The sequence below is a fragment of the Bradyrhizobium sp. genome, from assembly GCF_017881085.1.
GTDB lineage: Bacteria > Pseudomonadota > Alphaproteobacteria > Rhizobiales > Xanthobacteraceae > Bradyrhizobium.
The window spans coordinates 1-12,784 of the sequence record NZ_JADGRI010000136.1 but is presented as its reverse complement, the minus strand read 5'-3'; the positions used below and the strand labels follow the sequence as shown (position 1 = coordinate 12,784).

Annotated in this window: 11 protein-coding genes and 1 pseudogene; 8 read left to right on the top strand and 4 right to left on the bottom strand. The window is 63.1% G+C overall.

The window, feature by feature from the left end; genetic code table 11:
* The 4 genes from QZ213_RS14610 to QZ213_RS14595 form a co-directional block, all read left to right on the top strand.
* Nucleotides 1-850: aminotransferase class I/II-fold pyridoxal phosphate-dependent enzyme (locus QZ213_RS14610; protein WP_291686789.1), on the top strand; the 850-nt coding region annotated here is incomplete at its 5' end.
* Between the two features lie 12 nt (nt 851-862).
* Nucleotides 863-3,313, top strand: a complete 2,451-nt coding sequence (locus tag QZ213_RS14605) for a DNA translocase FtsK (protein ID WP_291686788.1) — start codon at nt 863-865, stop codon at nt 3,311-3,313.
* Nucleotides 3,314-3,531: 218 nt separating this feature from the next.
* Nucleotides 3,532-4,332 (top strand): outer membrane lipoprotein carrier protein LolA, encoded by an 801-nt coding sequence (locus tag QZ213_RS14600; RefSeq protein ID WP_291686787.1) that lies wholly within the window; start codon nt 3,532-3,534, stop codon nt 4,330-4,332.
* Between the two features lie 69 nt (nt 4,333-4,401).
* Nucleotides 4,402-5,217, top strand: coding sequence for an exodeoxyribonuclease III (locus QZ213_RS14595; RefSeq protein WP_291686786.1), 816 nt, complete (start codon nt 4,402-4,404; stop codon nt 5,215-5,217).
* Between the two features lie 52 nt (nt 5,218-5,269).
* On the opposite strand, the gene QZ213_RS14590 is transcribed toward QZ213_RS14595, so the two are convergent.
* Both QZ213_RS14590 and QZ213_RS14585 read right to left on the bottom strand, forming a co-directional pair.
* Nucleotides 5,270-5,713, bottom strand: a complete 444-nt coding sequence (locus QZ213_RS14590) for a cyclic nucleotide-binding domain-containing protein (protein WP_291686785.1) — start codon at nt 5,711-5,713, stop codon at nt 5,270-5,272.
* Between the two features lie 64 nt (nt 5,714-5,777).
* Entirely contained in the window at nt 5,778-6,464 is a 687-nt protein-coding gene (locus QZ213_RS14585; RefSeq protein WP_024514994.1) for a response regulator transcription factor, read from the bottom strand.
* Nucleotides 6,465-6,698: 234 nt separating this feature from the next.
* Between QZ213_RS14585 and QZ213_RS14580 the strand changes: the two genes are divergently transcribed.
* Together QZ213_RS14580 and QZ213_RS14575 are read left to right on the top strand one after the other, a co-directional pair.
* Nucleotides 6,699-7,268 carry a L,D-transpeptidase family protein gene (locus tag QZ213_RS14580; RefSeq protein WP_291686784.1) on the top strand — a complete coding sequence of 190 codons (570 nt, stop codon included), beginning with the start codon at nt 6,699-6,701 and terminating at the stop codon, nt 7,266-7,268.
* A gap of 24 nt (nt 7,269-7,292) precedes the next feature.
* Nucleotides 7,293-8,076: pseudogene (locus QZ213_RS14575) on the top strand (hydratase).
* Nucleotides 8,077-8,110: 34 nt separating this feature from the next.
* Here the strand turns inward: QZ213_RS14575 and QZ213_RS14570 are convergent.
* Nucleotides 8,111-8,800 carry a YggS family pyridoxal phosphate-dependent enzyme gene (locus tag QZ213_RS14570; protein WP_291686783.1) on the bottom strand — a complete coding sequence of 230 codons (690 nt, stop codon included), beginning with the start codon at nt 8,798-8,800 and terminating at the stop codon, nt 8,111-8,113.
* 108 nt (nt 8,801-8,908) lie between these two features.
* On the opposite strand from QZ213_RS14570, the gene QZ213_RS14565 reads away from it, so the two are divergent.
* Entirely contained in the window at nt 8,909-10,600 is a 1,692-nt protein-coding gene (locus tag QZ213_RS14565) for a diguanylate cyclase (protein WP_291686782.1), read from the top strand.
* A 36-nt stretch (nt 10,601-10,636) separates the two neighbouring features.
* Here QZ213_RS14565 and QZ213_RS14560 read toward each other — a convergent pair whose 3' ends face one another.
* Complete coding sequence (locus tag QZ213_RS14560; RefSeq protein ID WP_291686790.1) at nt 10,637-11,623, bottom strand: GGDEF domain-containing protein; 987 nt, start codon at nt 11,621-11,623, stop codon at nt 10,637-10,639.
* 341 nt (nt 11,624-11,964) lie between these two features.
* On the opposite strand from QZ213_RS14560, the gene QZ213_RS14555 reads away from it, so the two are divergent.
* The coding region (locus tag QZ213_RS14555) for a class I tRNA ligase family protein (protein ID WP_291686781.1) at nt 11,965-12,784 on the top strand (820 nt) is incomplete at its 3' end.

Here is a 12,784-nt window from a genome sequence, read left to right as displayed (position 1 = left end):
TGTCGGTGAGCGCAGGGGCAAGCCTGCGATCCTGATCCCGAACCCGTTCTATCCCGCTTATGCTGCCGGCGCGCGTGCCGCAGGCTGCGAGGCGATTTATCTGCCGACCACGCTGGCCAACGGATTTTTGCCCGATCTCGACGCGCTCGATGATGCCACGTTCGCGCGCACGGTCGCGATCTACATCGCATCGCCCGCGAACCCGCAGGGCGCGGTGGCGACATCGGACTATTTCGGCCGCTTGAAAAAACTCGCCGACCGCCACGGCTTCATGATCCTGAGCGACGAATGCTATTCGGAAATCTACACCAGGGAGGCCCCCGGCAGCATGCTGGAATGCGCCGGGCCTGATTTCACCAACGTCGTCGCATTCCAGTCGCTGTCGAAGCGTTCGAACCTGCCGGGCATGCGGGTCGGCTTTGCCGCCGGCGACAGGAAGTTTCTCAGCATGTTTCACGAGCTGCGCAATGTCGCCGCCCCCCAGGTGCCGGTACCGCTGCAGCATGTCGCGATCGCGGCCTATGGCGACGAAGCGCATGTCGAAGAGAATCGCCGCCTCTACCGCATCAAATTCGATCTCGCGGACCAGATCCTCGGCAATCGCTATGGCTATCGCCGGCCTGCCGGCGGCTTCTGCGTCTGGCTCGACGTGTCCGAGCGCGGCGGCGACGAAGCGGCCACGGTGAAACTGTACAGGGAAGGCGGCGTGCGCGTGGTGCCCGGAAGCTATCTGGCGCGACAGCAACCCGACGGAAGCAATCCCGGCGCCGGCTATATTCGCCTGGCGCTGGTTGCGGACAGCGAAACGACAGCCGAGGCGTTGCACCGGCTGGTGGAAATTCTGGATTAGTCGCGAAAGCCCATGAGCATGCCGGCGATCGAACGTGTCATTCCCCTGGTCGGCCAATTGCCGGCTGCGATCCGCGAAGCGTTGGCGCGACGGCTGCGCGAGCTCGCCGGACTCGGCCTGATCGCGCTTTCCGGCGTGGCCGCGGCGGCGCTGATGACCTGGTCCGTGCAGGACCCCAGCCTCAGCCATGCGACCTCACGCGCGATCCGCAACGTCGTCGGCTATCCCGGCGCGATCGGCGCCGATCTCTTGATGCAGATTCTGGGCTTGGGCGCGATCATGCTGATCCTGCCCGTCGCCATCTGGGGCTGGCGCATGCTGACCCATCGCGCCTTCGACCGTGAAGCGCTGCGGATCGGCTGCTGGATCCTCTGCACGGTGATCTCGGCGGGTTTTGCCAGCTGCTGGCCGCATGGCGGCGCATGGCCGCTGCCGACCGGGCTCGGCGGCGTGGTCGGCGACGCGCTGGTGCGGGCGCCTGCCGTGGTGTTCGGCCCGCCCGGTTTCCTCTATCGCCTCGTGCTCGGGACACTGCTTTTCGTCGCCGGCGCCGCAGCCTTCCTGTTCGCGTGCGGCATGGGTTCGCGCCCGCAGGACGGCGAGTTGACCTCGGTCGAGGACGACGACGCGCCGTTCGAGGAAGACGAGGACGCCGGTTCGGTCTCACTGGGATGGGCATTTCACGCCCTGATGAGTGCGAAGGCGCGGCTGTGGCGGTTTTTGACCTTGGCTTACGGCTCGCTGGTCGCAAGCGCGCCGGCGCCGCGCCCGCTCTCGTTCGAACGCCAGGAGCCGAGCCTCGGCCGCGCGGGACCCTCGCTGGCTCCCCGCGGCGAAGAAGATCTCGACGAAGTCGAAGAAGAGGACGACGAGGAAGAAGAGGAGCCGGCCGCCCGCGCCCCGCGCAAGAAAGCCGCTCCGCGCGCGCCGTCGCGCAAATCCACCGACCGGTTCGAGCTGCCGCCGGTTTCCGTGCTGACCGCGCCGAAGGCGTCCGACCGCCAGCCGCTCAGCAAGTCGGAGCTCGAATCCAACTCGCGCGCGCTGGAAGGCGTGCTCGGCGATTTCGGCGTTCGGGGCGAAATCGTCAAGGCTCATCCGGGTCCGGTGGTGACGCTGTACGAGCTCGAGCCCGCGCCCGGCATCAAATCGTCGCGGGTGATCGGGCTTGCGGACGACATCGCGCGTTCGATGAGCGCGCTCTCGGCGCGCGTCGCGGTGGTTCCCGGCCGCAACGCCATCGGCATCGAACTGCCGAACCCGCATCGCGAAAAGGTCTATTTGCGCGAATTGCTGGCGATCAAGGACTACGCCGAATCGGTCGCGAAGCTGCCGCTGTGTCTCGGCAAGAACATCGGCGGCGATTCCATCATCGTCGATCTCGCGCGCATGCCGCATCTGTTGATCGCGGGCACCACCGGCTCCGGCAAGTCGGTCGCCATCAACACCATGATCCTCAGCCTTCTGTATCGGCTGCGCCCCGATCAGTGCCGCCTGATCATGGTCGATCCCAAGATGCTCGAACTCTCCGTCTATGACGGTATTCCGCATCTGTTGACGCCGGTCGTGACCGACCCGAAAAAGGCCGTGGTCGCCCTGAAATGGGCGGTGCGCGAGATGGAAGAGCGCTACAAGAAGATGTCGAAACTCGGCGTGCGCAACATCGACGGCTATAATGCACGCCTGAAGGAAGCGAAATCCAAGGGCGAGGACCTGACGCGCACGGTGCATACCGGCTTCGACAAGGAAACCGGCAAGGCGATCTACGAGGAAGAGAAGCTCGATCTCGAGCCGCTGCCCTATATCGTCATCATCGTCGACGAAATGGCCGACCTGATGATGGTCGCCGGCAAGGATATCGAAGGCGCGGTGCAGCGTCTGGCGCAAATGGCGCGCGCCGCCGGCCTGCACGTGGTTCTCGCCACGCAGCGGCCCTCGGTCGACGTCATCACCGGCACCATCAAGGCGAACTTCCCGACCCGCATCTCGTTTCAGGTCACCTCGAAGATCGACAGCCGCACCATCCTCGGCGAAATGGGCGCCGAACAGCTGCTCGGACAGGGCGACATGCTCTACATGGCCGGCGGCGGCCGCATCAGCCGCGTGCACGGCCCCTTCGTCTCGGACGAAGAGGTCGAGAAGGTGGTGCGCCATCTCAAGACGCAAGGCCAGCCGGAATATCTCGAAGCGGTCACCGCGGACGAACCCGTCGATGAAGACGGCGCGGTGTTCGATTCCACCGGCATGGGCAGCGAGGGCGGCGGCGACCTGTTCTCGCAGGCAGTGGCGATCGTCAAGCGCGACCGCAAGGCCTCCACCAGTTACATTCAGCGCCGGCTGCAGATCGGATATAACCGCGCCGCCTCGCTGATGGAGCGGATGGAACTCGAGGGCATCGTCGGCCAGGCCAATCACGCCGGAAAGCGCGAGATTCTGGTCGAGGAGGAAGAAAGCGGCTTTTGAGTTGGAATGACCGGGCCGCGGGGCGGAGGTTGGAATTCTATTTTCACGGAAAAACGATATCTGCTTTCGTCAAAACCACGATAAAATGGCCCAAAGCCTGACAGGACCACGCGTTGAACAGAAATCCAAACCTTTCTGGAAATCCAAGACTTCCTGGAATTGCAAAACTTCCTGGAATTGCAAGGCTGCGAAGGGCGGGGCGGTTCGCTGACGGCGGCATGCGCCGCGGACTGGCGTTGCTGGTCGCGACGTCGATCGTCTGCATTGCCGTGCCGTCTGTCGTGACATCCGCTTCCGCGCAGAATGTCCCGATTCCAAAGCCGGCGCCGAGGGCGCGCGACCGCGTGCAGATGAGTGCGTCGGACCAGCAGAAGGCTCCGATGACGACGGGCGCTACTTCGGCGACGCCGCCGGATCCGGTGATTCCCGATCCGCGCCGGAATCTTCCCGCCAGTATTTTTTCCAGCTTCGACGCCAACCAGAAGGCGCAGGCAGCCAAAGTGAGCGCCTATCTGTCGTCGCTGCAGACGCTGGTCGGGAATTTCGTCCAGGTCGGGCCCGACGGCAGCAAGACCAAGGGTGATTTCTACATCCAGAAACCCGGCAAGGTGCGTTTTGAATATGAAGCGCCAAGTCCGATCGACATTATTGCCGACGGATCGTCGGTGGCGGTGCGCGATCGCAAGCTCGCGACCCAGGACATCTATCCGTTGTCGCAGACGCCGCTGCGCTATCTGCTGTCGGACCGCATCGATCTCATGAAGGACACCAATGTCGTCAGCGTGACGGCCGACGACCTCTTCGTCAGCGTCACCATCGAGGAGAAGCAGGCGCTGATCGGCACCAGCCGCCTGATGCTGATGGTCGGCGCCAAGGACGGCCAGCTCAAGCAATGGACGGTGACCGATCCGCAGGGATATGACACCACGGTCGCGGTCTACAACCTCGACACCTCCAGAAAGGTCGATCCCGGCCTGTTCAAGATCGACTTCACCAATTACGGAACGCCACCCGGCTGAAAATCATTCTTGATTGCCGGGCAGGGACGTGCGTCATCAGTCGCACGTTTTCCCGCCCAGCCGGTCGCCATGCGCTTCTCCCTGACAACATGGAATATCAATTCGGTGCGCCTGCGCATCGATCTCGTCGCCAAATTCCTCAAGGCGGTGAGGCCGGATGTGCTGTGCCTGCAGGAAACCAAATGCGTCGACGACGCCTTTCCGCTGAAGCGATTCCGGCGCCTGGGCTACGAGCATGTCGCGCTGAACGGGCAGAAGGGCTATCACGGTGTCGCCGTGGTCTCGAAACTGCCGTTCGAGACCACGGATATCCGCACCTTCTGCGACAAGATCGATTCGCGGCACATCTCGGTCGCATTCGGCGAGAAGGCACAGCTGTCGAAGCCGCTGGTCGTTCATAATTTCTACGTTCCGGCCGGCGGCGATATTCCCGATCCCGCGCTCAATCCGAAATTCGAGCACAAGCTGCAATTTCTCGACGAGATGAAGGCGTGCGAGCCGCTGCATCCGCGCGGCGACGACCGCCATGTCCTGGTTGGCGACCTCAATGTCGCGCCGCACGAGAACGACGTGTGGTCGCACAAGCAATTGCTGAAGGTGGTGTCGCATACCCCGATCGAATGCGAGAAGTTGCTGGCGGCCCAGGCGCACGGCGAATGGTTCGACGTCGCGCGCGAGCGGATCCCGTTGTCGGAGAAGGTCTATACCTGGTGGAGCTATCGGGCCGCGGACTGGACGGTGGGCGATCGCGGCCGAAGGCTCGATCACATCTGGGTCTCGCGCGCGCTCAAGGACGGCGTCAGCGATTTCAGGATCACGCGCGACGCGCGCAGCTGGGAACGCCCGTCCGACCATGTGCCGGTGACGGTGACGCTGGAGGTGTGAGTTTTCGAACTCTTTCGCCGTCCCTGGCCAACGACCCGTCGGGGTGGCGGAGCTAAATACTCAGCTTCGCGCCGGCCATCAAAATATCGCTGGCGATCTGGCTGGTGCGGGTAGCGAATTCATCGCGCAGCCGCCGCGCCGCGGCGGGATCGCTCTCCAGCACGCGCTGAAACAGGCTGCGTGCGATCCGGATCACCGCGGCATGTTCGATCGCGGTCGCGGTGGAGGGGCGCCGCACTGCGGTGATCAGCGCGATCTCGCCGATCAATGCGCCCGGACCCGCGACGATTTCGGCGCCGGCGCCGTCCTCGATCCGGAACGCGCCGCGTTGAACAACGAAGCCCGCGTCAGCCTCATCGCCCGCGTTGAACAGCACGTCGCCACGGGCGAAACCACGCTGCTCGGAGCCAATCGCCAGCATGCGCAGGGCCGCCGTTCCCAACAGGCGCAGGGTTGGGACGCGCTCGAGCAAGGCAACATCATCTTCGATCGACATGCAGGACCAGTGATCGGGCCGCGCTAATCAGGCCAATTTGATGCGAATCGTCGCCCGAATCGTATCACGGCACCAGCTTGTAGCCACCGGCTTCGGTTACCAGGATCTCGGGATTGGCCGCATCTTTTTCGATCTTCTGGCGCAGCCGGTAGATGTGGGTTTCCAGGGTGTGGGTGGTGACGCCCGAATTGTAGCCCCAGACTTCCTGCAGCAGGGTCTCGCGCGAGACCGGCAGCTGGCCGGCCCGGTAAAGAAACCGCAGGATCGCAGTCTCCTTTTCGGTCAGCCGCACCTTCCTGGCGTTGGCGCCGGTCAGCATCTTGGAGCCGGGCCGGAAGCTATAGGGACCGACGGAAAACACCGCGTCTTCGCTGGCCTCATGCTGGCGAAGCTGCGCCCGGATCCGCGCCAGCAGCACGGCGAAGCGGAATGGCTTTGCCACGTAGTCATTGGCGCCGGATTCGAGGCCGAGGATGGTGTCCGAATCGGTATCGTGTCCGGTTAGCATGATGATCGGAGCCTTGAAGCCGCCCTTGCGCAGGGAGCGTACGACTTCGCGCCCGTCGGTGTCCGGCAGCCCGACATCCATCAGCACCAGATCCGGCGCGTTGGCCTTGGCGGCACTGGCGCCCTTGGCGCCGGTATCGACCGCGGAGGCTTCGAACTCGTCGTGCAGCGATAATTGCTCCACCAGCGTATCGCGCAGATCGGTGTCGTCATCCACGATCAGGATCTTGCGGGCATTGGCCATGGGTACAATCCTCTGGGACGGCAGGTGCAAGCAGAAAGCGCCTTGAGCCGTGGTCTTGGTTGGTAGATTCAGCGTCGGTCAGGTCTTGTTCGTCTTGAGGTAGGGGGCTGTTACAGATTCACAAGCCGAAGTGCAGTCTACCCCAGAAACCACAGGTATTCAGATGAATGTCCTGTAATGGGGGTGAAATAGGGCATTGCAGCTGGGGGGACAATCCGGGGGATTACGAAATTTATGGGAAATATAGTCAATTCAAACGGTTATCGATCAAGCCGCGGCGATCCGCCGCTTTCCGCGATCCGGATTCGCGCCGCCGCCGGCAATCCGCGCCGGGGCTGGCTGACCGCCGGCGGCCGGACCGTGCCGGTCGCCTTGGGGCGCGGGGGGATCAGGGCCAGCAAGCGCGAGGGGGACGGCGGCACGCCAAGGGGCACCTTCCGGCCGCGAAAATTGTGGTGGCGCGCCGACCGCCATCCGCGGCCGCGGACGTTCTTGCCGATTCGCGCCATCGGACCTGAAGACGCCTGGTGCGAAGACCCCGCCAGCCGCCACTACAATCAACCCATACGACTGGAACGCGATCGCAGCGGCGACCGCCTCCGGCGCGACGACCACCTCTACGATTTCATTGTCGAGATCGATCACAACAGCTCGCCGCGAGTAGCAGGCCGCGGCAGCGCGGTATTTTTGCATCTGGCGCGCGACAATTTTGGACCGACTGCCGGGTGCGTTTCGATGACAAGATCGGCCATGCTACAACTATTGGCGCGGCTGGGGCCGAACACCAGGATAGTAATTGGGTAGGAATTCTTTCGAAACGGCAAAACCATGCTCGATGAAAACCAGATGGCGGCATCACGTATCCTGCATGAGCATTGGCGCGCCGGCAACCAAGCTCGCAGGCCTCGAAGGAGCGCTGCGACCGCGCAGCCGCGCCGAGGCCTACGCCATTCAGGGGAGAATCGAAAACTATTCGAACGGAAAACTGTTCGGCTGGAAAATAGCAGCCACCAGCGAGGCCGGGCAGAAGCACATCAACGTCGACGGCCCGATGGCCGGACGCATCCTGTCCGAAACCGTCATACCAGATGGCGGCACCGCTTCGATGGCGGGAAACGAAATGCGCGTCGCCGAGCCCGAATTCGCCTTTCGCATGGCAACCGATTTGCCGCCGCGAGCGCAGCCTTACTCGGTGCGGGAGGTGCTGGACGCGGTCGGCACGCTGCATCCGGCGATCGAGATTCCGGATTCGCGTTTCGCCGATTTCGTCGGCGCGGGCGCCGAGCAGATCATCGCGGACAATGCCTGCGCGCATCTGTTTGTGCTGGGAGCGCCGACCGGTGCGAACTGGCGTGCGCTCGATCTCGTCGAGGAAAAGCCTGTCATCACGCTGCGGGGTAAGCAATTCACCGGTCACGGCAAGAACGTGCTCGGCGATCCCAGGGTCGCATTGACGTGGCTCGCCAACGAATTGCGCCAGCTCGGCGTGACGCTGCGAGCCGGCGAGGTGGTGACCACGGGCACCTGCCACCCGCCGCTGCCGATCCAGTCCGGCGATGTCTGCGGGGCCGATTTTGCCGAGATCGGCAAGGTATCGGTCGGGTTTGAGTAGCCGTCATTCACACCCGACGCGCCCCGGCGAACGGTTACCGATGCCCGAAAATCGCCGAGCCGACGCGCACATGCGTGGCGCCGAACTGGATCGCGATCGCAAAATCGGCGCTCATGCCCATCGACAGGTTCTTCAGGCCGTTGCGCGCGGCGATCTTTGCCGTCAGCGCGAAATGCGGCGCCGGCGCATCGTCGACCGGCGGAATGCACATCAACCCGGAAACCTGCAAACCGTATTTGTCGCGACAGCTGGCGATGAAGGCGTCGGCCTCGCCTGGTGCGACCCCGGCCTTCTGCGGCTCCTCGCCGGTGTTGAGCTGGACGAACAATTGCGGCCGGCGTTTCTGAGATTCGATTTCCTTGGCTAACGCTTCGCAAATACTCGGACGATCGACCGAATGGATGGCATCGAACAGCGCCACGGCTTCCTTCGCCTTGTTGGATTGCAGCGGGCCAATCAGATGCAAGGCGAGGCCGGGGTAAGACGCCATTAACCCTGGCCATTTGGCCTTGGCCTCCTGGACGCGATTCTCGCCGAAAACGCGCTGCCCGGCCTCGATTGCAGGCACAATCGCGTCGGCCGCAAACGTCTTGGACACCGCAATCAGCGTCACCGACGCGCGGTCGCGGCGCGCTTCGTTGCAGGCGCGCGCGATCTCCTGCTCCACATTGGCAAGCCCGTTTGGTGAATGCGCGGTTATCGGCGAAGGGTTTTGCGGTGTCATGCTCGTCGGTCGGTCGTAAATTTACGGGGTAATTCGAATCTTACCGAGTTAGGGAAAGTCTTTTTGAACCATTCCCTCTAGCCTCCGATGTGGGGTTGGGGACCGAAGATGTCACGCGTTAGTTTCAACCGCAACAGAGTGAAACTCAAGCAGCTTCTCGGAATCCGCGCACGGCTGGCCTTGCTGGCGCTGATTCTGGTAGCTCCGCTGATGCTGGAACGCGCTCGTTCGCTCGAGGACGCCCGAGCCAAGCAGCTTGCGGTCGCCGCCGCGGAATTTGCAAATCTCGCGCAGCACAGCGCCGATGCCCAGCAGGAAGTCATCTCGTCGGTCGAAACGGTGTTGAAATCGGCGGCCTATATCCGCGCCTCCGCGGGTGGCGTCGGCCGCAGTTGCGACATCCTGCGCGCCAGCCTGCCGACCCATCTGCCGTGGATTCGCACGCTGCTGATCGTAGGCGGTGACGGGCGCGTGCAATGCTCGACCAACAACGTCTTCGTCGGGCTCGACGTCAGTGACCGGGCCTATTTCAAGAAGGCGCGCGAGACCCGCGAGATCGTCTTCAGTGACTACCTGTTCGCCAGGATCACCAACAAGCCCGTGGTGATGGCGGCATATCCGGTGTCCGCGATCAGCGACGATTCGGATTCCGTCATTCTCGCCGGCGTCAATCTCGACTGGATGTCGAAGATCATGAGCAACCTCGGCGGCCGGCCCGGCATTTCGGCGGTGCTGGTCGACAGCACGGGAACGGTGCTGGCGGCGCCGGCGGATCAGGTCAGCATGATCGGCCGTTCTCTGGATACCATACCGCTGTTATCGGCCATCGCAGAGACCGCGCTGGATTCCGACCACCCGCAAGGCTCGCTCTCGTTCGTCGCCGCCGATGGATCGAAGCGTATCGTCAGTTACGCGCGCATAGCCGGCACCGAGTCGCGCCTGATCGTCAGCATCGACGAGGCCAGGGTGTCTGCTGCGATCAACCGCGATATCCGCACCGCCTATCTGCAGCTCGGCTTCGTCAGCCTGTTCGTGCTGCTCGGCGCCTTGATCGCCGCGGAGAAGCTCATCATCGGGCCGATCGAGATAATAACTTCGATCGCAAAACGCTTCGGCCAGGGCGAGTGGTCGGTCCGCGCGGCGCTCAAGTCGCTGCCGGCGGAATTCGTCCCCCTGGCCCGGGCCTTCAACGCCATGGCGGCGCAGCTGAGCCAGCGTGAGCGCGAGCTGGTCGCGACAAATGACCGCCTGACCGTGATCGCCTCGATCGACATGTTGTCCGGGCTTGCCAACCGCCGCGGCTTCCAGAGCCGGCTCGATTTCGAATGGATGAAGGCCGGGCAATCCGAAAGCGAATTGTCGCTGATGATGATCGACGTCGACCACTTCAAGCTGTTCAACGACACCTATGGCCATCCCGAAGGCGACGCCTGCCTTACCAGGCTCGGTGAAACGCTGGCCGGGATCGCCGCCGAGACCACGGGGTTTGCCGGGCGCTATGGCGGCGAGGAATTTTGTCTGTTGCTGCCGAACACCGACGTCAAGCGGGCGCTGGAGATCGGCGAGATGGTGCGCACCGCGGTCGAACGCCTCGCGCTTCCCCATTGTACCAGCAGCTATCAAACCGTCACCGTCAGCGTCGGCGTCGCCTGCACCAGGCCGAACGCCGCGCAACAGCCGGGCGACCTGATCGAGGCCGCGGATGCCGCCCTCTACGCCGCCAAGCACCGCGGCCGTAACGCCGTGGTCGAACACGGCTTTGGGCGTCCGACGGACGGCTCAGTCGCGCTGGCGAGCTGAGCTCTCTTTACCGGCACTCCGTTCGCTCGATGGGCTCTAGTCCGCAGCCAGTTCGCGATCAAGCTCGTGCTCGGTCACGACCTGGTTCCGGCCGTTTCTCTTCGCGAGATAGAGCGCGCGATCGCATCGCTCGATCAGATCCGCCATCGACTCGCCGAGCTGAAATTGTCCAACGCCAATGGAAATCGTGATGCTGGGAAGAAGCTCCTTGGTCGAGCGGCGGGTGATGCGACACTCGGAGATCAGGCGGCGTATCCGCTCGGCAACCGCCGCGCAGGTGGCAAGGTCGGCGCCCGGAAGCACGGCGATCAGTTCTTCCCCGCCGTATCGGGCGGGCAGATCGTATTCCCGCAGCCGCTCCCGCAGCACGTTGGCCATCAAGCGAAGCACCTGGTCGCCTACCCCGTGTCCAAAAGTGTCGTTGATCTTCTTGAAATGATCGATGTCGATCAGCAGGACGCTGAGCGGTTCGCCCTTTTCCATCGCCGCGATCTGGGCCTTGCGGAAAAACTCTTCGAGGGCACGGCGGTTGGGCAGATCGGTGAGGGTGTCGGTCTTGGCGCGCTCCTCCGATTTGCTCAGGGAATCGCGGATCGCGTCGAGTTCTCGCGTCGACTCGGCGAAGCGAGCCTCCAGCTTCGCTGCCCGGTTCACCGCCTTGGCCAGCTCGTTCAGCAGATTTTCGACCAGCGGCGCTGGATCGACCCCGACGTCGCTCCGCTCGGCGAGATCACCGAGCGCCATCATTTGCGACCGGTTATCGGCAATGGCCACGTTCAGATACTGCTTGGCCGAGGCCATGACCGAATGGAGGTGGTTTGAAACGTTGTTGACGTCAGTGTCGTCGCCGGTGTCCGCCCGGACGTACATCGCGAACAGGTCACGATTGGTGCTGGTGTCGAACTTTCGCTTGTTGCCGATCAGAATGTCGATGGCGCGCTTGAGATCGAGTGAGGTGCCGAGGGAATATTTGAACCAGGTATGAAAATTGTTCGGCGTCGGTGGCACATGATGTTGCGACATCGCGCGCACGGCCTTCTCCGCGAAAGCCGTCGCGTATTCAAAATCGAGCTCGTCGAACGCGTCCCCGGTCACGATTTAAATGATCTCGCGTTGCCCAGCCTATCGTCTCACGGAAGCGTTAAGCCGGCCTCAATCGGATCGAGCGAAATGTCCCGACCGGCCAAGAGCCGGGTACCGCAACTTTTTCGCAAAAATCGAATTTGGAGTTTCCGAATGTCCGCGGTCCGCACCTGCAACCGGTGGCGTCGCCTGCCTCCAAGCCATTGACCCGTCGTTGTCTTTTATGGCCTAGTCCGCCGTCCCCAAACGGGACGCGAATCCACAAAAAGCCCTGCGAATCCATGACCTCCGAACGCTACAACGCCCGTGAAACCGAGCCGCGCTGGCAACGCCAGTGGGACGAAAAGGCGATCTTCGCCGCCAAGAACGACGATTCCAGGCCGAAATATTACGTGCTCGAGATGTTCCCCTACCCGTCCGGGCGGATCCATATCGGGCATGTCCGCAACTATACGCTCGGCGACGTGCTGGCGCGCTTCATGCGGGCCAGGGGTTTCAACGTGCTGCACCCGATGGGCTGGGACGCGTTCGGGCTGCCGGCGGAGAACGCCGCGATCGAACGCAAGGTGGCGCCGAAGGCGTGGACCTACGACAACATCGCCGCGATGAAGAAGCAGCTGCGCTCGATCGGGTTGTCGCTGGACTGGTCACGCGAGTTCGCGACCTGCGACCCGTCTTATTACAAGCATCAGCAAAAGATGTTCCTGGATTTTCTGCGCGCCGGCCTCGCCGAGCGTGAGAAGCGCAAGATCAACTGGGACCCGGTCGACATGACCGTGCTCGCCAACGAGCAGGTGATCGACGGCCGCGGCTGGCGTTCCGGCGCTGTCGTCGAACAGCGCGAGATGAACCAGTGGGTCTTCAAGATCACGAAGTACTCGCAGGAATTGCTGGACGCGCTCGACACGCTGGATCGCTGGCCCGACAAGGTGAGGCTGATGCAGCGCAACTGGATTGGCCGCTCGGAAGGCCTGTTGATCCGCTTCGCGCTCGATCCTGCGACCACGCCCGAGGGTGAAACCGAACTGAAGATCTTCACGACGCGGCCCGACACGTTGTTCGGTGCCAAGTTCATGGCGATCGCCGCCGACCACCCGCTGG